The organism is Paenirhizobium cremeum (assembly GCF_047553425.1).
GTDB lineage: Bacteria > Pseudomonadota > Alphaproteobacteria > Rhizobiales > Rhizobiaceae > Allorhizobium > Allorhizobium cremeum.
The window spans coordinates 142,145-161,995 of record NZ_CP180218.1; the positions used below are offsets into that span (position 1 = coordinate 142,145).

Below are 19,851 nucleotides of genomic sequence, written 5' to 3' on the forward strand. Positions count from 1 at the left end.
CGGAGGCAGCCGGCCATGCCGCCGGATCGCGCGGTCAGCGCTTATCTTTGTTGCCGTGGCACGGGCGATCCGGCGGACGACCCCGCAACGAAGATCGGCGTGCGGCGCGCGCCGGAAGTTTCGCCATTAACCGACAAGCGGTCGTTATTAAGGTCCGTAACGAGGGTTTGCGGACCCCTCGGCCTTGCTGTGCCCACGGGAGCCAAGCTTCCGTTTTTTATCCGGCGTTCACGTCGCAAATTAATAGTTCGTCATGGTGACGAATGTTTATTTCGCTGCTATAGAAGACGATAGTGCAATTCGTTTTCGAGGGCAGACATGGCATCGCCGGCCACCGCCAACCGACAGATGGGTCAATCCGCGACCGCATTCCCCACAAACAAGGCCAGGGCGGCGGCATACATGCTGATCGCAGTCACCCTGTTCGCCTTTCTCGACAGTTGCGCCAAGATCGCTTCGCAGGATCTTCCGGCCATCGAGGTCGTGTGGTTTCGCTTCGCCATTCACTTCGCGCTGGTGGCCGTCGTCTTCAATCCCTGGAACACGCCTTCGGCCTGGAGAACGGCGAGCCCCAGGCTGCAACTGGCGCGCGCTTCGGTGCAGATCGTCTGCACGGGCCTGAACTTTCTGGCGCTGAGCTACCTGCAGATCGCCCAGACGCTGTCGATCCAGTTCATGGGGCCGATCTTTGTCACGCTGCTCTCGGTGGTGTTTCTCGGGGAGACCGTCGGACGCTACCGCTGGGGCGCGATCCTCGTCGGCTTTCTTGGCGTTCTGGTCATCACGCGGCCGACGCCGGGCAGCTTCGAACCGGCGTTCGGCATCATTCTGCTGTCGGTGCTGGTCGGTGCGAGCTACAGCATCATGACGCGGCGTCTGGCTGGAACGGATTCCCCGGGCAGCATGCTCTTGATTATGGCGGGGTTGCCGGCGGCGATCCTGACGCCGCTCATGCCTTTCGTCTGGGTCTCGCCGGGCGAGCCGCGCCTTTGGGCTGCATTGATCGGCGCGGGTTTTTTCGGGGCCCTCAGCCATTATTTCTACATCCATGCGCATCGCTATGCGCCGGCGTCCTTCCTGGCGCCGCTGCAATATTTCCAGTTCCTCGCCGTTCTGCTCCTCGGCTACGTGATCTTCGGCGACGTTCCGACCATGTGGACCTTTGCGGGCGCTGCTATCCTCATCGCGTCGGGTCTGTTCATCTGGTATCGCGAGCGCCGCCTGGCGAAGGAAACCTCAACTGCGCAATCGGAAGCGACGGCACTCGGCGAATAGATCCCTCGCCGACAGTATCGTCCTTGACACCGATATCGCTCGCCGCATAATAAATTCGTCAACATGCCGAACAAATATAAGGACAGTGCTGTGTCAGCCATTTCGACGCCTGCCGCCTCCGAGAATGCCCTGTCGCTGGCGGCCAATGCCCGTCGCCCTGCGGACGGAAGCCATGTGGTCGGCATCGACCTTGGCGGCACGAAGATCCTTGGCGGCATTGCGGATGGAAGCGGCGAGGTTCTGGCGACCCTCAACGAACCGACTGCGCATGGACAGGGAGCCCCGGTTCTGGCCCAGATGGCGCGTCTCGTGCAAGATCTGGCCGCCAGGGCAGGTATTGCCGTCTCGGACGTCCGGCAGGTGGTCATTGGCGTACCCGGCGCCGTTTCGCCCAGCACCGGCCTTGCTTCGCTTTCGCCCAATCTGGAGCTGCCGGAGGGGCGCCCGCTGGCCGCATTGATGGCCGAGCGGCTGCCTTGTCCCGTCATCGTCGAGAACGACGTCAATCTCGCGGCCTATGCCGAGGCCAGCGCCGGCGCCGGTCGCGGAGAGCGGTCGCTTGCCTTCGTCTCCTTCGGCACAGGCGTCGGCATGGGTCTCGTCCTGTCCGGAGAACTGATCCGCGGCGAATTCGGCCGGGCAGGGGAGATCGGTTATCTTCCGGTGGGGGCGGAGCCCCATGCGCGTGCGCCGAAATCCGTGAACGGCCTGTTCGAGGATGAGGTCGGCACCCTCGGCATCCGCCGCCGCTATTCCGAAAACGGCGAGACGGTTGCCGACATTTTCGAGAAGGCCGCCCAGGGCGACCGCGAGGCCGAAGGCGTGATCGACGATATCGCGCGGACGGCCTCTGTCGGCATAGCCGCCATCCATAGCCTGATCGATCCCACGCTGACGGTCATCGGTGGCGGCATTGGCAGCCAGGCCCGCTTCTTCGATCTGCTGAAGACTTATTTGCGGCCGCTTCTGCCTTTCGACTGCCGTATCGAGCCAAGCCGGTTCGGTTCCCAGGCGGGCATGATCGGCGCCGTCATGCTTGGCCTGCATCTCACCGGGGACGCGCACCGTCGCCCGGCCTAACCCGGCTTTCGCCAATCGCACGGAAGGAAACAGCAATGACCGAGACGAAACAGCCTCTCGCTAAAGCAAGACCGGACGGACAGGTGGCGAGCCGCGAGGCCCTCCAACTCGCCTTCATGGCGCCGAGACTGCAAGGTGACTTCTATCCCGAGGGCAGGCTGGAAGTCTCGCTCTGGGGCTGTGGCCGGATGGCCAATATCTTCCTGGAACCCTGGACCAGCCCGTTCGTCTATGCCCCCAATCGCCTGAGCGCGGATCGGCAGGGTCTCCATGTCGCTCAGTCCCAGCCCGTTCTGGTGCTGACCAACAGTGTGCTGCGCTCTGTGCAGCCGGCGCGGCGCTGCGCATGGTGGGGTTCGCTGGTGCGGCCTGAAAAGGTGGTTCACCGCGGCAGGCGGCGCATTGCCAAAACGCCCTGGGGCGTGACGATCGTCGAGGACCGGGGGGATGGCGTCATAGCCGTCGCCGTCGGCGCGGGCATGGAAGAGGCCGAGCGTGGCCTGTCGCTCACCACCGAACAGATCGTCGCCGAGTGCCAGGCGCATGTCGAACGATGCGATCTGCTGCCGTCGGCGCCGCCCCTGCTGCGCAGCATGGCGCTCCAGAGCGCCCATGCCTCCCTCTCTTCGATCCGGCGAGCCGAAGACGGCCGGTTTTTAGGCCTTGCCGCCGGCCAGGCCTACAGCGCGCCGACCCGGACCTACTACCGTGACGGCTACTGGACGCTCCAGGCCCTGCTTTTCCTTGAACCGGATGCGGTGCGCGAGCAGATCGACCTTCTGGCGACCGGCATCCAGCCGGATGGCGAGGCGCCGAGCGGCGTCATTCTGACCGGTCCCGCACAGGGGCTCGAATGGGAGAAATACCGAACCACCGCGCCGGAATATCGCATGGAGCATCTGCGCCCGACGGACTGGTGGAGCGATCATTTCGATAGCCCGCTATTCTTTGTCCTCACCATCGGCGACTATATCTGCACCACCGGCGATACGGACGTCATGCGAAGGCACTGGCCGGTCGTCGAGGCAATCTTCCGTCGTTACATCGGCTTCGACAGCCATGGAACCGGCCTGCCGGTCAAGCCGCGACACGACCGGGACTGGGCCGACAATGTCTATCGGCACGGCTATGTGTCCTACGACGTCGGCTTGTGGATCGGTGCGCTGGACGTGATCGCGCGCCATGGCGCGACCTGCGACGCCTCCGTGGCGCAGGAGGCTTCGGAACTCGCCGTCCAGGCGCGCAATTCGCTCGACGGCGCGCTGCTCCAGCCTTCGGGCTGGTATGCCGATTACGGGATCAAGGGCGATTTCGTCGAGGATCACCTCACGCTCGATAGCCTCACCCTGTTGCGCTTCGACGCGGTCCCGGCAGAGCGTGCCCGAACGGTTCTGGGGCACGTGCAGGCGCTTCTCGAGACCCGTAACAACGACCGCCAGCCCTATGGCGACTGGGGGGTGATGTGCGCATGGCCGCCGTTCAAGCGCGTTGCGGATACACGCGCCAAGTCGGCTTTCGCCTATCGTTATCACAACGGCTCCGACTGGCCGTATCTCTCCGGCCTCTATGCCGAGCAGCGGCTTCGTTTCGGCCTTGACGGTTGGGATTATCCGATGCTGCGATGGTGGAAGACATGCCTTGAAAACGGGTGGATCGGTTCCGTCGAATATTTTGCCCCGCCTTTCGGTCGAGGGTCCCTGCTGCAGGGATGGACGGGCATGCATGCGGCCGCAATTCTCGAATACAGGGAGGCGATCGAGGCGGCGATCGCCAAGGGAGCGGTCGTCGAATAGACGGCCGCCGGTCCCAGGTTCGGGCTTTGCGGACACGCTGAAGCGATCCCCGTTCGAAAGAGCGGGGATCGCTTCTCTTTTTGGGCGGTGTTAAAGGCGAGCGCTACCGCTTAGCCGGACAGGCCGGCGGCCGCCTCGGCGTCAACGATCCACTCGACGTTTGCGTGGCCGCTGAGCGCCGATGCAGGGCAATCGATGTCGAAACCGCCCGCATGCGCCCGTACAACGGCGTCGCGCTTGGCCGGACCCGTTGCGAGCAGCAGGATGCGGCGGGCCTGGAGGATTGTCGCGATTCCCATGGTAATGGCGAAATGGGGCATTCTCCCATCGGGAAAGAAGGCGCGGTTGGCATCGAGCGTGGAGGAATGCAACTCCACGACGCGGGTGCGGCTGTCGAGGGGGGAGCCGGGTTCGTTGAACCCGATATGGCCGTTGCGGCCTATCCCGAGCAACTGCAGGTCGATCGGCCCGGTCGCGGCGATGGCGGCTTCGTAGCGCGCAGCGGCGGCGGAAGGATCGCTTGCATGACCATCGGGCACATGGGTACGCGTCTTGTCGATATCGACATGGTCGAACAGCAGCCGGTTCATCGTCGATCGATAAGCGGCCGGATGCTCGCTCGCCAGGCCGACATATTCGTCGAGATTGAAGGTTGAGGCCGATGCGAAGCTGACGTTGCCGGCGCGATAGGCTGCAACCAGCTCCGCATAGACCGGTTCCATCGTGGCGCCGGTGGCAAGCCCCAGTACGGCATCGGGCTTTTCCTTCATGAACGCGACGATGCGGGCTGCGACAAGCCGCGCGGCTTCCCTCGCATCGGGAGCCACCGTGACGCCGGAACGTCTGGCAGGCAGGCGGGCGCTGTTGGTCTGCATGGTTTTCTCGTGAAGGCAGGGTGGATCATGCCGTCCGCCCGTCAGGCGGCCGGTCGTTCGAGAAGGTTCGGGCCTAAAGGCTTCAGGCGGCGACGCGGGTGCCGTCGGCGCGCCGCTTGGGAAACGATACGCCCGTTTCGGCATGAAAGAGGTGCAGGCGGGCCGACTCGATCACCAGTTCCAGAATGTCGCCCTCCTGGGCCGGCACATGGTCGGGAAGGTGCAGCACCACATCCGCCTCGTTGCCCTCCAGCTTTCCATAGACATAGGTTTCCGTGCCGACGCTTTCGGCATAGTTCGTCTCGAAGCGCACGGCATGGCCTTCGCCCGATGCTGTGCGGCGCAACTGGAAATGATTGGGCCGCGCGCCCAGCGTCGCTTTCTCGCCGACTTTTCCGGAGGCCCCTTCGACCGGCAGCGAGAGCGCGCCGAATCCGGGAACGTCCACGGTCACGCGCTCCGACTGGGCGTCGAGAATGGTCCCCTCGAAGAAATTCATCCGGGGCGAACCGATGAAGCCGGCGACGAATTTGTTGGCGGGATAATCGAAAAGCTCGAGCGGCGCGCCGAACTGCTCCAGCCGGCCGCCATTCAGCACGGCGATGCGGTCGGCCATGGTCATGGCCTCGATCTGGTCGTGGGTCACGTAGATCATGGTGGAGCCGAGCCGCTTGTGCAGCCTGCTGATTTCGCCACGGGTCTGCACGCGCAAGGCGGCATCGAGATTGGAGAGCGGCTCGTCGAAAAGGAAGATCTTCGGCTGGCGCACGATGGCCCGGCCGATTGCCACGCGCTGCCGCTGGCCACCCGAGAGCTGCTTCGGCCGCCGGTCGAGCAGCGGCTCGATCGCCAGCATCCGCGCCGCCTCTGCAACGCGCGCGTCGATTTCCTCCCGGCTCATCTTGAGGTTCTCAAGTCCGAACGACAGGTTCTTGCGCACGGTCATGTGCGGGTAGAGCGCATAGGACTGAAACACCATGGCAATGCCGCGGTCGCCGGGGGGCAGGCGGGTAACGTCGTCCTCGCCGATGCGGATGGTGCCGGCGCTTGTCGCCTCAAGACCGGCAATCGAACGGAGAAGAGTGGACTTGCCGCAGCCGGACGGACCGACCAGGACGACGAATTCTCCGTCCTTCACGTCGAGATCGATGCCGTGGATAACCGGATGGGTGCCATAAAGCTTGACCACCCCTGTCAATGTCAGACCCGCCATTGTTTCGTCCTCTTTCGCCCGGAAGGGCGTCACCTTCGCGCGGAACCCTATAAGCCCAATTCGTCGCCAGTGTGACCAATTCATTATAGTTCGTCAAGGTAACGAACATATTTTATTGATCGACCCGAGAAGATATCAACCGCAAAGGCGGTGAAACGCGCGTGTGGCTGACTTTCCGAGGATTCGGCTTGACTCCAAACGAAAGGCATATTTAATTCGTCTTGGTACCGAACAAATTATTTTCGTCGAATTCCGGCTCGACCTGCTTGTCGCGCCGGGTGCCAAACAAGAACATCGCACCGGCCATGGTCGGGCAGATGAAAGGGGAACGTGATGAATGTCCTGAAACTCACCGGCGCGGCAGCGCTGGCAACGCTCATGTCGCTGTCCGGCGCTGCGGCGGCGGAACTCAAGCTCGTCTGGTACGTCGAGGACGACAGCCAGGAAGCCGCGCTGCGTACCATTCTCGACAAGTACACCGCATCGCATCCGGACACGACCTTCGATCTGCAGATCACGCCCTATGACGGCATGCTGCAGAAATTCCAGCAGTATGCGGCCTCCGGCATCATGCCTGACCTGTCTCTGACATCGTCCATGGAGCCGGTCATCCGGCCGTTCCTCGCCGACCTCAACAAGGAGATCGGGCCGGAATGGATCAACGACTTCGTCAAGGGCTGGGCCGATGGAGCCCGTCTCGGCGACAAGGTCATCGCCGCGCCGCTGAACGTGACCTCGACCGGTATCTTCCTCAACGTCGACGCCTTCAAGAAGGCCGGCGTCGAGATCCCGGCCCAGGACAAGGGCTGGACCTGGGAAGAATTCATTCCGAAGATCAAGGAAGTCGCCGAAAAATCCGGCACGCGCTATCCGCTGGTCTGGGACGTGTCGGCAAGCCGCTTCATCGTTCACCAGTTCCAGTATGGCAACCACATCTTCTCCGAGAAGGAGCCGATCCAGGTCGTTATGGACGATGCCAAGTGGGAAAAGAGCCTCGACGACTTCATCGCCATCACCAAGGACGCCATGCCGCCAGGCTTGTGGACCGGTGCAAGCTCTGACAATCCGAAGGAACTCTTCGTCGGAGGACAGGCGGTCGCCTATATGTCCGGCAGCTGGCAGATCCCGACGCTTGCAGGCAAGGCGGGCTTTGCCTGGCAGGCCGGCCCGACACCGGCGGGCACAGTGCGCTCGTCGATCTACGGCGGCGATTATCTGGTCGCCTTCAATACCAGCCCGAACCTCAAGGAAGCGGTGGATTTCATCAAGTGGATCACCTCTGCGGACGTGCAGGCGGATTATGCCAAGACCTTCGGCGTCATTCCGGCGAACCTGAAGGCCGCCAAGGTCGAATATGGCAACGAGGCGGCCTCCGCCGCGGTCAAGACCATGCAGTCCGAGCTTGACGCCAGCCCGGCCTATGCCGCGACCGACCAGGCATGGCCGGAAATGCAGCCGGTCTGGGCCGTCATCAAGCCGGCCGTGACGCAGGCCGTCGCCGGTCAGATCAGCACGGCCGAGGCCGTCAAGCAGATCCGCCAGGCCGCGCAGGAAGCTATCGAGGCTGGCCGGTGAGTGCGGTCGTCACCCAGGCAGCGGGGACGGGCGCAAGCCCGTCCGCCGCATCCCCGGCCAAGGCGGCCTTTCGCTTCGCCTGGCCTTATCTCCTGATGCTGCCGACGGTGGCGCTGCTCGTCGCCTTCACGCTCTACCCCCTGGCGCAAGGCCTCGTCATGGCCTTTTTCAAGCGCGGGGTCGTGGTCCTGCCGCAGGTACCCCAGACGTTGCCGACCTTCGTCGGCTTCGACAACTTCGTCAGCCTGCTCGGAAACGGCGAATTCAGGACGTCGCTGTTCAAGACGGTGGTCTTCGTGGTCTGCGCCGTGCCGCTGAACATCGCCTTTTCGCTTGGACTTGCGCTTCTGCTGCAGCCGCAGACGAGGCTTTTCTCCTTTGTCAGGACCGTCGTCTTCTTTCCCTCGATGATTAGCCTTCTCATCATCGGCGTCACCTGGCGCTGGCTGTTCGGCTTGAACAACGGCCTTGTCAATTACCTGCTGTCGCTTGTCGAGATCGCGCCGGTTCCGTGGCTCGAGCAGGATACCATGGCGCAGATTGCCGTCATGGTCGCCTGGATCTGGTGGCAGGCGGGCGTGAACATGATGATCTTCCTTTCGGGCCTGACCGCGATCTCGCCGGATTACTACGAGGCAGCCTCGATTGACGGCACGCCGAAATGGCGGCAGTTCACCCACATCACCCTGCCGCTGCTGAAGCCCACCATGGCCGTGGTTGTGGTGCTGTCCTGTATCGAGGCTTTCAAGGTCTATGAACTTGTCGTCTCTCTCACCGGCGGCGGCCCGGGCAAGGCGACCGTCTATCTCATCCAGACGATCTACGAGACCGCATTCCAGAAACCGATGCAGGCCGGCATCGCCGCTGCCCAGTCGGCGGTTCTGTTCATCATCCTGATTACGCTGACCATCGTGCAGTTGCGCGTTTCGAGGAGCAAGGAATGAGCTCTCCCTATTCCCCCCTTCGCCTGACGCTCGTCGCGCTGGTCCTCCTCGTCTTCATGCTGCCGCCGGGCTGGTTGCTTTTGTCGGCTCTCAAGCCGCAGGCTGAGATTTTCCAGTGGCCGCCGACGCTGTTGCCGGTGAACCCGACTTTCGAGAACTTTGCAAATGCAATCTCGAAGGCGCGCTTCCTGCTGTTTTTCCAGAATTCGGCGATCGTCGCCATTCTCTCCGCCATGCTGTCCGTGACCATCAGCGTCATGGCCGGCTATGCGCTGGCCAAGTTCCGCTTCAAGGGCGACACCGTACTCTTCATGCTGATTATGTCATCGCTGATGGTGCCGCTGCAGATCGTGCTCATTCCGGTCTTCCTGGTGCTGCGGGACCTCGGCCTTCTCAACACGCTGGCCGGTCTGATTATCGCACCGGCCGCGACGCCGACCGGCGTCTTCCTGATGCGGCAGTATATCGTCAACATCCCCGACAGCCTGCTCGAGGCCGCCCGTCTCGACGGCACGCCGGAATGGCGCATCCTCCTGCGGATCATCGTTCCACTGTCCATTCCCGCGATCGGGACGCTGATGGCCTTCAACCTGGTCTGGCGCTGGAACGACTATCTCTGGCCATTCCTGATCGTCAACGACCAGGACATGTGGACGGTGCAGATGGCGATCGCCAATTCGGTCGGCCGTTTCGGCATCGACTGGCCCCGGTTGCTGTCGATGTCCGTCCTTTCCGTGCTGCCGGTGCTGGTCGTCTTCTCGGCGCTGCAGAGACTGCTGATGGGCGGCATTATGGCGGGTGCGACGAAGGAATAACCGAGCTTTCCTCCCAAGGAAGGACGACGGAAACGCCGGTTGGCGAGAGCTTCGCCAGCCGGCGTTTTCTTTTGCGGAGAGTGCCTCCCGCCGGTGCAGGCTCTGTCGCGGCAGTCGCGTCCGCGACTACGGATGCTGCTGCGGCAGGCGCATTTCGCTCGGCAGGTCCTGCGGCGAAAAGAGGCTGTTGTGCAGGTGGTTGAGGGCAATGGCGACGGCGCCGATCAGGGTGGCGCGCGAACCGAGCAGGCTTGCCTCGACCGCGATCGGCCGGCGCGTGCAGGCCGGCAGGGCCTCGCGGATGAGCTTTACCATCAGCGGATGGCGGCCGACATTGCCGCCGAGCACGATCTTTTCCGGATCGATCATCGCATCGACCGAGACGACGAGCAGCGCTGCGAGGCGGGCCGTCTCGCGGATCGTTGCCAGTGCGGGTGTCTCGCCGGCTTCGGCCCGCTCCAGCACCTCGCGCACCGATGTGCCGAGGCCGCCGGCAGCCTTGTGGCGCTCGACGATTCCGCGGGCGCCGATTGCGCATTCCAGGGCGCCGCGCTCGAGGCTGTCGGCCGCATAAGGATCGGCGCCGAAAGGAAGATAGGAGATTTCGCCCGCCGCGCCCCGGGCTCCTCTTATGAGCTTGCCGTTAATCATCATGCCGAGGCCGATGCCGGTTCCGAGCGAAATGAATGCGCCGCTGTCGATGCCGGTGGAGCAGCCCTTCCAGGCTTCGCCGATCATTGCGGCATTGACGTCGTTCTCGATCGTCACGTCGCAACCCAGCGCCTGTCGCAGCCCCCTCACCACATCGAGGCTGCCGACGTCGCCCATGTTGGGGGCGAGCGCCAGATGGCCCGTCTCCGGATCGACCACGCCGGGGGTGGCGACTGCGGCGAAGAGCATTTTCTCCGGCCGTATATTGGAACGCGCAAGCCCGGCCTCGACGAGGTCATGCACCTGTTCGAACTGGGCAAGGCCCGTCTTGCCGCCGGTGGCATGTTCGATTTCATGGACGATGGTGCCCGTGAGGCTGACCAGCGCCAGGCGAACAGTGTTGGCGCCGATGTCGACGCCGAGCGCGTAGCCGCCATCGGGGGCGACTTCATATGTGATGGCGCTTCGCCCGACCTTGCCGCTCACGACACCCTTGACGCGCACCCAGCCGGATTCCTCCAGGGTGCGGATGACCTCCGACATGGTCTGCTTGGAAAGTCCGGTTTTCTTGGCGAGCGTGGCGCGCGAGGTCGGGCCCTCGTTGAGAAGGATATCCATGGCCGCGCGAACGGAGATCTGTCGCAGAACGGGCGCGGGGGGCGCTCTGAGATTCATGGGCGGCGGGCCTCTTGGGTTGTGAACGGGCTGCGAACGATGCTCGGAATGATTACCTCAAGCGGGAAGCTTTTGAAAGCGTTCGCCGACCTGACGAACTTAATCCCTACGCGGAATTTGATCTATTCACAGGCGGATGGCGCAATCGGCGCCCTCTCCCCGGCGCGGGATGCTGCGGGCATCCTTTTCCATCCGCAGGGCGCTTTCCGCTCCGAAAAATCCTGTCGGCGAGTGACAGGTCTTCCTTCCTGTCGTTGGATGAGACGTGGAAGATCCCCGTCCATCCCCGGTGGGTAAACTCGTTCGGGCAATGGCCCGGCGAGGCAGGTTTGTCGTGTCAATATCGTCTTATGAAGGGGGTGGACTGTCTGATTATATGGGCCGGAGGCATCGGTCTCAGCCCTCCTGAGAATTGAAAACGCCGGCAATAACCGGTCTGATCCAGCCTGGGTAAAGCGTGTGTGCTGTGTGCGTAAGGGAAGCTGGCATCCCATGAAAATCGAACGTCTGGCGGATCTTGATGAGAGCTCCACGATCGCGGCGGATCTCGTGATCGTGGGCGCCGGTCCCGTGGGCCTGACGATCGCCAGCGAATGCGCGGCTACGGGCAGGAAGGTGCTCGTCGTCGAAAGCGGGCTCGAAGTGGAAACCGCACAGCATGCTGAACTCAATGCGGTCGAGAACATCGGCGAGCTTCAGTCGGAAGCGCAGGTGAAAAAACGGATAGAATTCCACGGCTCTCAAGCCCAGTTCTGGTCTCCGCAGGTCCAGCCCTTCGGGGTCCGATGTCGGGCCCTCGGCGGATCGACGCATGCATGGGCCGGCAAATCGGCCCCCTTCGATGCCATCGACTTCAAGCCGCGCCCCTGGGTCCCTTATTCCGGTTGGCCGGTCGATCACGGTGAGATCGCGCCTTACCTGCTACGCGCGACAGAGGTTCTGAACCTGAGCCCCAAGGCGCCGCCCCGACGGTTCGATGCGGAGGGGCTGCATTCCTTCTATTGGCAATTCGCCCGTTCCCGCGTCGACAAGCTCGACGTCATGCGTTTCGGCAGCGAGGTGATGGCGCGGCGGCCCGCCAATGTCCGCATTCTGCTCGATGCATCCGTGACGCATGTCGGCCTGAACGCCGAGGGGACGCATTTTTCGTATCTCGACGTCGCCAGCATGGAGGGCAGGCGCGCGCGCATCGAAGCGAAGCTCTGCGTCCTTGCCGCAAGCGGCATTGAAAACGCCCGCCTGCTCTTGGCATCCAACGACGTTCACACCAACGGTATCGGCAATCGCTACGATGTGGTGGGACGCTATCTGATAGATCATGCCGCCGCGCGTGTCGGCCGTTTCTCGGCCGATGACATGGCCGTGCCTGCTAAGCTTTTCGGCTTCTTCGGGGTTCACCACAAGAGCCGTTCGCATATGTTCATGCATGGGCTGGCACTGACCGAGCGCGTGCAGGAACAGGAACAACTGCTCAACGCCGCGGTCTATTTCTCGACGGAACGGGCGCCCGACGATCCGTGGGACGCGCTGAAAAAACTGTTGCGCTGGAAAAGCGCGAACATCAGCCGCGACCTGTTGTCGGTGGTGACGGGATCGGGGTTTCTTGCGAGGGGGATCGGCATGAGGGTCCTGTCGGACCACCGCACGCCCCAGGCCGTCAAGGACCTCGTCATCAATGCCGCGATCCGGCTGTCGCCGAACATGGTCGCAGACGAATTCCAGAGCCGCGGCTTGCCCCACAAGCTTTCCGGCCTGCGCATCGAAGCCATTTGCGAGCAGATGCCCAATCCCCAAAGCAGGATCAGCCTCAGTTCGCGGAAGGACCGGTTCGGCACGCCTCTCGCAAGGGTGGACTGGCGCATCAACGCGGCCGAGCGGCATACGCTGCTGCGGATCGCCGAACTCTCGCGCGCAGCGCTTGTAAGCCAGGGACTACCCGCTCCCACGCTGGAGGAATGGGCGCGCGAACGCCGGCCTGAAGATATCGTCATCATCGACATGGCGCATACGCTCGGCACGACACGGATGTCGAACGACCCGAAGACCGGTGTCGTCGACAGGAACTGCAAGGTCCACGCGCTGCCCAACCTCTATGTCGCCGGCGGTTCCGTCTTCCCGACCAGCGGCCATGCCAATCCCACCCTGATGATCGTCGCCTTTGCGATCAGACTGGCCGATCATCTGAGCGCGCAACTGAGGGCCGGCTGAGGCAGAGCGGTCGCCTGTCCGCTCTCGGCTTTTTGCCCTGGCCGACGTTGCCGGCCTTATACCTGTTCCGCAGATCGGGCTGGTTCGGGGTGCTGCCTCGAAGTCTTCATCGAACCGCCGTCTGCCGGGTCCGTTCGGCCGCCGCGACGATCGTCTTTTTCAGTCATATCTCTGTGATCTTGCAGCGATAGAGCCTCTGTTGGACCTGTTTCAAGACGCAACAAAGGAGAAGCGCTATGGCTAATATCGACACCAGTAAATTGTCCTGGGACGAATGGGACGAGCTGCAAAATCCGCCGCCGGCCGAAACCGATTTCGACCGCGTCGTCGAATCGGCTCTTTCTCGCCGCGGCTTCCTCGGCGGTGTTCTGGCCCTCGGTTCGGCCGCCGCCGCCATGGGCACGCTCGGCACTGCCGCCAACCTGATGTCGTCCACCTCGGCCGAGGCACAGGAAGCCGCCGCTTCGCGCTTCCCGTTCAAGCCGGTGCCGGCCGCGACCGACAACACCATCCACGTTCCGGAAGGTTATAGCTGGAAGCCGCTTGCAAAGTGGGGCCAGCCGCTGTTCTCCAACGTTCCGGACGTCGACCCGGTCAAGGGTGTGGCGGTCGAGCATTCCGACAAGGTTTTCGGCGAAAACACTGACGGAATGGAACTTTTCGTTGTCGGCGGCCATCAGATCATCGCCGTCAACCACGAATATGTGAACCCCGAGATCAACCTGCCGCATCGTGAAAAGGGCAATCCGGAGAATGCGGACGAAGTGCGCATCCTGCAGAACATGCAGGGCGTGACGGTCATGGAAGTGGCCGAGGGTGAAAATGGCTGGGAAATCGTGCTCGATAGCCCGTTCAACCGCCGCATCCACCACAACACGCCGATGAAGCTTTCCGGCCCCGCCGCCGGCTCTGACCTCATCAAGACCGCAGCCGATCCGAACGGCACCGACTGTCTCGGGACCTTCAACAACTGCGGCGCCGGCCGTACGCCGTGGGGCACCTACCTGACCTGCGAGGAAAACTTCAACGGCTATTTCGGCACCACCAATGCCGAGTTCAAGATGCCTGACGACTACAAGCGCTACGGCATCGCCGCCGAGACGCGTTATGCCTATGAGAAGTTCGATGAGCGCTTCGATGTGGCCAAGAACCCGAACGAACCGCGCCGCGCCGGCTATGTCGTCGAGATCGATCCGTCGGATGCCTCCTCGACCCCGGTCAAGCGCACCGCGCTCGGCCGCATCAAGCATGAAAACGCCGCCGTGGTGGTCGCGCGCGATGGCCGCGTGGTCGTCTATATGGGCGATGACGAGCGTGGCGAATTCCTTTACAAGTATGTCTCGAACGGCATCTACGTTCCGGGCGGCGATACCTCGAAGCTGCTCGACGAGGGCACGCTCTACGTCGCCAAGTTCGCCGACGACGGCACCGGCGAATGGCTGGCTCTGACGCCGGAAACCACCGGTATGAAGATGGACGAAATCTGCGTCTTCACCCGCCAGGCCGCCTCCAAGGTCGGCGCCACGACGATGGACCGCCCGGAATGGGTGGCGATCAACCCGGTTGCCATCGAGGCTTATTGCGCGCTGACCAACAACTCGAACCGCGCCGTTCTCAAGGACGGCAAGATGCGGACGAACGCCGGCGGCGACGTCATGGCGCTCAACGCCGCCAACCCGCGCGAGAAGAACGAATACGGCCAGATCATCCGCTGGTATCCGGAAAACGACGATCATGCCGACGGCAAGTTCAAGTGGGACCTGTTCGTCATGGCCGGCAATCCGGACGTTCACAAGGGCGATGCCTATGCCGGTTCCTCCAACATCAACTCCGGCAACATGTTCAACTCGCCCGATGGCATGATGTTCGACAGCACCGGTCTTCTTTGGATCCAGACCGATGGCGAAGACACCAATGAAGGCGAGTTCCTTGGCCAGGGCAACAACCAGATGCTCGCCGGCGATCCGGCCACCGGTCGCATCGAACGCTTCCTGACCGCGCCGAAGGGTGCGGAAGTGACGGGCCAGACCTGGTCTGCCGACAAGCGCACCCACTTCGTCGGCATCCAGCACCCCGATGCCCCGTTCCCGGACGGCGAAGGCAAGCTGCCGCGCTCGACGGTGATTGCGATCAAGCGCAACGACAATGCGTTGGTCGGTTGATCGCCAGGTGTCTTGATAAAGTCGGGGGCGCCGGTTTCGGCGCCCCTTCCATTTCCGGTGTCGCGCAAACGCGCTTGTCCAGGCCTGCCCGCGCTCGGCTCCTCCTTCCATGGGGAAGGGCCGGCGCATGTCTCAGAAGCGTGCGTCGATATCGACCACGCCGATCAGCTTGTGATTGACGAATTCCTTCAGCCCCAGTCCGATCAACTCCCGGCCGTAGCCGGAACGCCTGATGCCGCCGAATGGCAGGTCGGCTTCCACCTTGGTCGGGTGGTTGACGAAGACCATGCCGGTCGAGATCTTCCGGGCGACTTCCGCACCATGCGCCGGATTGGAGGTGAAGACGGAGCCGCCGAGGCCGAAAGGCGAATCGTTGGCGATACGCACCGCATCGGCTTCGTCCCGTGCCCGGAACAGCATCGAGACCGGTCCGAAGAATTCCCAATAGCGGGCCGGGTTGTCCTCGGCGAGATCGGTGAGGATGGTGGGCTGCACAAACGCGCCCCGATTGGGCACGGGCGGGCCGACTTCCTCGGCCTTTGCACCCAATCTGACGGCCTCGCGGATCTTCTCCTTCACTTCGTCCGCGGCGCCCTGCGACGAAAGCGGCGCAAGTGTCGTTTCGGGAGCGAAGGGATCGCCGGCGACGAGGCCGGCCACGCCTTCGCGGTATCGAGTGAGGAACTCGTCATAGACCTTGTCGACGATAATCATGCGCTTTGAGGAAACGCAGACCTGGCCGCCGTTCCAATGCCGGCCGAAGACGCCCCACCTGACGGTCTTTTCGAGATCGGCGTCCGCCAGCACCACGAAGGCGTCGGCGCCGCCAAGCTCCAGCGTCGATTTCTTCAGGGCCTTGCCGGCCTGCGCGGCGACAACGGACCCCGCGCCTTCCGAGCCCGTCAGCGCCACGCCATGCACCCGGTCGTCATTGAGGATGAGCTCGATCTGGGAACGCGTCGCGTAAAGGTTGCGGAAAGCGCCCTCGGGAAGTCCGGCTTCCTTCATCAGCCCTTCGAAGGCTGCGGCGCTCTGCGGCACGTTCGAGGCGTGTTTCAGCAGGACGGTGTTTCCCGCCGAAAGCTGCGGCGCGATGATGCGGGCGATCTGGTAGTAGGGGAAATTCCACGGCTCGATCGCGAGAAGGACGCCCAGCGGTTCGTGAACGAGGACCGCTTCTCCCTCGGCCGGATCGAGCACGGGCAGCTTTTCCGGCTTGAGCAGTTCCTCGGCATTGCGGACATAGTATTCGAAGATCCTGGCGGAAAGCTCGACCTCGGCCTTCGCTTCGGTGAAAAGCTTGCCCATCTCGAGCGTCAGCAGTCTCGCATAGGCGTCGCTGTTCCGGCGCAGGAGATCGGCCGCCTTCTGAAGAATGCGGCCGCGTTCGGCAAACGGCGCTTCCTTCCAGGAGAGAAAGGCGTCGTGCGCCTTGCCGATGGCGTCGCGGACTTCGTCATCGGTGGCGTCGGGAAATGTCTTCAGGGTTTCGCCCGTGTAGGGATTGATTGTGGCGTAGGCCATGATGGATCACCTTTCATGAGATTAATCCGTAAAACCACCGGCCGGGAAAGCGGGAGAAGGATCGAAGGGTGAAAGCGCGCGACAGGCGTTCTATGAAGCGTCTCAAGGCGCTGCATATTCCTGACCTCTCGTCCGTGGAAGACGGAGGGGAGGCATCGCGGATGGCTGCGATCCTGCTCTTGACGGCCAATGCAACTCCTTGATTTGGCTGGAGCTGGCTTTCATATAGATGGCAGGTTGGCCGGCCGTCAGTAGAGCGCGGGATATAGGTTCGGCCTGTGTCGCAACATCGCGACAGCCGGGGCCGGCCGGCGCCGATGCGCCTCGATATCGGCCATGGTTTCGGGGCTTCGCCGTTACGGGAGCGCCGGCCGCAAAGCCACGCTCCGCGAATGGGGAAAGGATAATGGCGCCCTCGGCCTTCAGTGCAGCTTGAACTCACCCTCGACGCGGCGCCATTCGTTCGGTCCGATCAGTCGCTGATGGGTATAGCGCACGGAATGCAGCGGTCCATCGAGATTGGACCGCCAGAACTCCAGGAACCGATGCATTTCGGGGAAATCCGGCGCCAGGTCGTAATCCTGCCAGACATAGCTCTGCAGTACGGATTCGAAATCGGGAATACGATAGAGAATATGCGCCGTCGTCAGACCGTAACCGTTCAACTGGCGCTCCAGATCCGATGAAAATTGCATGCTTTATCTCCGTTGTGTGACAGTTGAAGGCTGCCGGAAAACTGCCGGACGATCAACGGATTTTTCAACGATGGAAGACGGTTTATTGTTTCTTTCCAGTATGTTAGCAGCAAGAATTGATGAGTGCTGATTTTTTCTTTTTCGCCTCTTGAAAACGAAAAAATGCAAAACCAGATTTTACGCGCAAAACGCTCGATCGAGGTTTTGTACCCGCCCGGACTGGTCATCCGGTCCGGCATTGGGGGAACAACGTCATCATTGTTTGTCCATGGAGGAAAACATGTCGTTCCGACCGCTTCATGATCGCATTCTCGTCCGCCGGGTCGAATCGGAAGAAAAGACCAAGGGCGGCATCATCATTCCCGACACTGCCAAGGAAAAACCGCAGGAAGGCGAGGTTGTCGCCGTAGGTCCCGGCGCGCGCAACGATGCCGGCCAGATCCAGGCCCTCGACGTCCGGGTCGGCGATCGCATTCTCTTCGGCAAGTGGTCTGGCACCGAGATCAAGATCAACGGGGAAGACCTACTGATTATGAAGGAAAGCGATGTCATGGGCATCATCGAAGCCCAGGCCGATCAGAAGAAGGCCGCCTGAGGCCCTCGCGTCATCAGTCAAATTAGATCTGCCTAACTAAGGAGTGAAAAAATGGCTGCAAAAGAAGTCAAGTTCCACAGCGATGCCCGTGAACGCATGCTGCGCGGGGTCGATGTGCTGGCCAATGCCGTAAAGGTCACCCTCGGGCCGAAGGGCCGCAATGTCGTGATCGACAAATCGTTCGGCGCTCCGCGCATCACCAAGGACGGCGTTTCCGTCGCCAAGGAAATCGAACTGGAAGACAAGTTCGAGAACATGGGCGCGCAGATGCTGCGCGAAGTCGCCTCCAAGACCAATGACCTCGCCGGTGACGGCACCACCACCGCAACCGTTCTTGCCCAGGCCATCGTCAAGGAGGGCGCCAAGGCCGTCGCTTCCGGAATGAACCCGATGGACCTGAAGCGCGGCATCGATCTCGCCGTTGACGCCGTGGTCGGGGAACTCAAGGCCAATGCCCGCAAGATCACCAGCAATTCCGAGATTGCCCAGGTCGGCACGATCTCGGCCAATGGTGATGCCGAAATCGGCCGCTATCTCGCCGAAGCCATGCAGAAGGTCGGCAACGAAGGCGTCATCACCGTCGAGGAAGCCAAGACCGCCGAAACCGAACTCGAAGTCGTCGAAGGCATGCAGTTCGACCGCGGCTATCTCTCGCCCTATTTCGTCACCAATCAGGAGAAGATGCGCGTCGAACTCGAGGACCCCTATGTCCTGATCCACGAGAAGAAGCTGTCTAACCTGCAGGCCATGCTGCCGGTTCTCGAAGCCGTCGTTCAGTCCGGCAAGCCGCTCCTCATCATTGCTGAAGACGTCGAAGGCGAAGCCCTTGCAACGCTCGTCGTCAACAAGCTGCGCGGCGGCCTCAAGATCGCTGCCGTCAAGGCTCCGGGCTTCGGCGACCGCCGCAAGGCCATGCTGGAAGACATCGCCATCCTGACCGGCGGCACCGTCATCTCCGAGGACCTCGGCATCAAGCTCGAGAATGTGACGTTGAACATGCTCGGCCGCGCCAAGAAGGTTGCCATCGAGAAGGAAAACACCACCATCATCGACGGCGCCGGTTCCAAGGCCGAGATCGAGGGACGCACGGCGCAAATCCGTGCGCAGATCGAGGAAACCACCTCCGACTACGACCGCGAAAAGCTGCAGGAACGTCTTGCCAAGCTCGCTGGCGGCGTTGCCGTCATCCGCGTCGGCGGTGCGACTGAAATCGAAGTGAAGGAAAAGAAGGACCGGGTGGACGATGCGCTGCATGCCACCCGCGCCGCCGTCGAGGAAGGCATCCTGCCGGGCGGGGGTGTCGCCCTCTTGCGCGCCGTCAAGGCACTCGACGGTCTCAAGACCGCCAATGACGATCAGCGTGTCGGCGTCGATATCGTACGCCGGGCGATTGAGGCGCCTGTCCGCCAGATTGCCGAGAACGCCGGCGCCGAAGGTTCGGTCATCGTTGGCAAACTGCGCGAGAAGTCCGAGTTTTCCTATGGCTGGAACGCTCAGACCGGTGAATATGGCGACCTTTACCTTCAGGGCGTGATCGACCCGGTCAAGGTCGTCCGCACCGCGCTGCAGGATGCGGCCTCCGTCGCCGGTCTTCTGGTGACGACGGAAGCCATGATCGCCGAGAAGCCCAAGAAGGAAGCCGCTCCGGCCATGCCCGCCGGCGCCGGCATGGATTTCTAAGGCCGTCGCGACCGAAGGCCCGCCCGACCCTCGCGGGGCGGGCCTTCCCTCCAGGCCGGCGAATGCGGTCCGCCGCTCCGGCTCCGGAGAA

At 62.5% G+C, this 19,851-nt stretch carries 15 protein-coding genes; 10 read left to right on the plus strand and 5 right to left on the minus strand.

The window, feature by feature from the left end:
* Window positions 1–402 precede the first annotated feature (402 nt).
* The 3 genes from ACLBKR_RS20930 (at window position 403) to ACLBKR_RS20940 (ending at window position 4,148) form a co-directional block, all read left to right on the plus strand.
* A complete protein-coding gene (locus tag ACLBKR_RS20930) occupies window positions 403–1,275 on the plus strand; it encodes a DMT family transporter (protein WP_162758878.1) in 873 nt (290 codons plus the stop codon).
* A 90-nt stretch (window positions 1,276–1,365) separates the two neighbouring features.
* Window positions 1,366–2,355, plus strand: a complete 990-nt coding sequence (locus ACLBKR_RS20935; RefSeq protein WP_414901872.1) for an ROK family protein — start codon at window positions 1,366–1,368, stop codon at window positions 2,353–2,355.
* Window positions 2,356–2,390: 35 nt separating this feature from the next.
* Window positions 2,391–4,148 (plus strand): GH116 family glycosyl hydrolase, encoded by a 1,758-nt coding sequence (locus ACLBKR_RS20940; RefSeq protein ID WP_113448062.1) that lies wholly within the window; start codon window positions 2,391–2,393, stop codon window positions 4,146–4,148.
* A gap of 110 nt (window positions 4,149–4,258) precedes the next feature.
* Here the strand turns inward: ACLBKR_RS20940 and nagB are convergent, their stop codons facing one another.
* Together nagB and ACLBKR_RS20950 are read right to left on the minus strand one after the other, a co-directional pair.
* On the minus strand, window positions 4,259–5,023 hold the full coding sequence (gene nagB / locus ACLBKR_RS20945) for a glucosamine-6-phosphate deaminase (RefSeq protein WP_113339856.1): 765 nt from the start codon (window positions 5,021–5,023) through the stop codon (window positions 4,259–4,261).
* A gap of 82 nt (window positions 5,024–5,105) precedes the next feature.
* A complete protein-coding gene (locus ACLBKR_RS20950; RefSeq protein ID WP_112827074.1) occupies window positions 5,106–6,236 on the minus strand; it encodes a sn-glycerol-3-phosphate ABC transporter ATP-binding protein UgpC in 1,131 nt (376 codons plus the stop codon).
* Window positions 6,237–6,569: 333 nt separating this feature from the next.
* Between ACLBKR_RS20950 and ACLBKR_RS20955 the strand changes: the two genes are divergently transcribed.
* The 3 genes from ACLBKR_RS20955 to ACLBKR_RS20965 are packed head-to-tail and all read left to right on the plus strand — an operon-like array spanning window position 6,570 to window position 9,570.
* Window positions 6,570–7,811, plus strand: a complete 1,242-nt coding sequence (locus ACLBKR_RS20955) for an extracellular solute-binding protein (RefSeq protein ID WP_112827075.1) — start codon at window positions 6,570–6,572, stop codon at window positions 7,809–7,811.
* The gene (locus ACLBKR_RS20960; protein WP_244711346.1) at window positions 7,808–8,755 is read left to right on the plus strand and encodes a carbohydrate ABC transporter permease; all 948 of its coding nucleotides are present in this window, start codon (window positions 7,808–7,810) and stop codon (window positions 8,753–8,755) included. Before ACLBKR_RS20955 ends, ACLBKR_RS20960 begins: the two co-directional genes overlap by 4 nt.
* Window positions 8,752–9,570: a carbohydrate ABC transporter permease gene (locus tag ACLBKR_RS20965; protein ID WP_112827076.1), complete on the plus strand. Its 819-nt coding sequence runs from the start codon at window positions 8,752–8,754 to the stop codon at window positions 9,568–9,570. The genes ACLBKR_RS20960 and ACLBKR_RS20965 overlap by 4 nt, the downstream gene beginning before the upstream one ends.
* Window positions 9,571–9,696: 126 nt before the next feature.
* Here ACLBKR_RS20965 and ACLBKR_RS20970 read toward each other — a convergent pair whose 3' ends face one another.
* Window positions 9,697–10,896, minus strand: a complete 1,200-nt coding sequence (locus ACLBKR_RS20970; protein ID WP_414901877.1) for an ROK family transcriptional regulator — start codon at window positions 10,894–10,896, stop codon at window positions 9,697–9,699.
* 492 nt (window positions 10,897–11,388) lie between these two features.
* On the opposite strand from ACLBKR_RS20970, the gene ACLBKR_RS20975 reads away from it, so the two are divergent.
* Window positions 11,389–13,104: a GMC family oxidoreductase gene (locus ACLBKR_RS20975; RefSeq protein WP_113438332.1), complete on the plus strand. Its 1,716-nt coding sequence runs from the start codon at window positions 11,389–11,391 to the stop codon at window positions 13,102–13,104.
* A 236-nt stretch (window positions 13,105–13,340) separates the two neighbouring features.
* Complete coding sequence (locus ACLBKR_RS20980) at window positions 13,341–15,266, plus strand: PhoX family protein (RefSeq protein ID WP_113339858.1); 1,926 nt, start codon at window positions 13,341–13,343, stop codon at window positions 15,264–15,266.
* A gap of 132 nt (window positions 15,267–15,398) precedes the next feature.
* On the opposite strand, the gene ACLBKR_RS20985 is transcribed toward ACLBKR_RS20980, so the two are convergent.
* Together ACLBKR_RS20985 and ACLBKR_RS20990 are read right to left on the minus strand one after the other, a co-directional pair.
* Entirely contained in the window at window positions 15,399–16,790 is a 1,392-nt protein-coding gene (locus ACLBKR_RS20985) for an NAD-dependent succinate-semialdehyde dehydrogenase (RefSeq protein ID WP_113426347.1), read from the minus strand.
* 422 nt (window positions 16,791–17,212) lie between these two features.
* Window positions 17,213–17,485 (minus strand): usg protein, encoded by a 273-nt coding sequence (locus tag ACLBKR_RS20990; RefSeq protein WP_112827080.1) that lies wholly within the window; start codon window positions 17,483–17,485, stop codon window positions 17,213–17,215.
* A gap of 280 nt (window positions 17,486–17,765) precedes the next feature.
* Between ACLBKR_RS20990 and groES the strand changes: the two genes are divergently transcribed.
* Together groES and groL are read left to right on the plus strand one after the other, a co-directional pair.
* Window positions 17,766–18,080, plus strand: coding sequence for a co-chaperone GroES (gene groES / locus ACLBKR_RS20995; protein WP_112827149.1), 315 nt, complete (start codon window positions 17,766–17,768; stop codon window positions 18,078–18,080).
* 51 nt (window positions 18,081–18,131) lie between these two features.
* Window positions 18,132–19,760 (plus strand): chaperonin GroEL, encoded by a 1,629-nt coding sequence (gene groL / locus ACLBKR_RS21000; RefSeq protein ID WP_113439192.1) that lies wholly within the window; start codon window positions 18,132–18,134, stop codon window positions 19,758–19,760.
* Window positions 19,761–19,851: the final 91 nt, after the last annotated feature.

Bases quoted from the DNA above. Each gene is read 5' to 3' on its own strand.
- groES (WP_112827149.1), top strand. From the start codon at position 17,766: ATGTCGTTCCGACCGCTTCATGATCGCATTCTCGTCCGCCGGGTCGAA.
- ACLBKR_RS20990 (WP_112827080.1), bottom strand. From the start codon at position 17,485: ATGCAATTTTCATCGGATCTGGAGCGCCAGTTGAACGGTTACGGTCTG.
- nagB (WP_113339856.1), bottom strand. From the start codon at position 5,023: ATGCAGACCAACAGCGCCCGCCTGCCTGCCAGACGTTCCGGCGTCACG.
- ACLBKR_RS20955 (WP_112827075.1), top strand. From the start codon at position 6,570: ATGAATGTCCTGAAACTCACCGGCGCGGCAGCGCTGGCAACGCTCATG.
- ACLBKR_RS20930 (WP_162758878.1), top strand. From the start codon at position 403: ATGCTGATCGCAGTCACCCTGTTCGCCTTTCTCGACAGTTGCGCCAAG.
- ACLBKR_RS20975 (WP_113438332.1), top strand. From the start codon at position 11,389: ATGAAAATCGAACGTCTGGCGGATCTTGATGAGAGCTCCACGATCGCG.
- groL (WP_113439192.1), top strand. From the start codon at position 18,132: ATGGCTGCAAAAGAAGTCAAGTTCCACAGCGATGCCCGTGAACGCATG.
- ACLBKR_RS20940 (WP_113448062.1), top strand. From the start codon at position 2,391: ATGACCGAGACGAAACAGCCTCTCGCTAAAGCAAGACCGGACGGACAG.
- ACLBKR_RS20950 (WP_112827074.1), bottom strand. From the start codon at position 6,236: ATGGCGGGTCTGACATTGACAGGGGTGGTCAAGCTTTATGGCACCCAT.
- ACLBKR_RS20965 (WP_112827076.1), top strand. From the start codon at position 8,752: ATGAGCTCTCCCTATTCCCCCCTTCGCCTGACGCTCGTCGCGCTGGTC.
- ACLBKR_RS20970 (WP_414901877.1), bottom strand. From the start codon at position 10,896: ATGAATCTCAGAGCGCCCCCCGCGCCCGTTCTGCGACAGATCTCCGTT.
- ACLBKR_RS20985 (WP_113426347.1), bottom strand. From the start codon at position 16,790: ATGGCCTACGCCACAATCAATCCCTACACGGGCGAAACCCTGAAGACA.
- ACLBKR_RS20980 (WP_113339858.1), top strand. From the start codon at position 13,341: ATGGCTAATATCGACACCAGTAAATTGTCCTGGGACGAATGGGACGAG.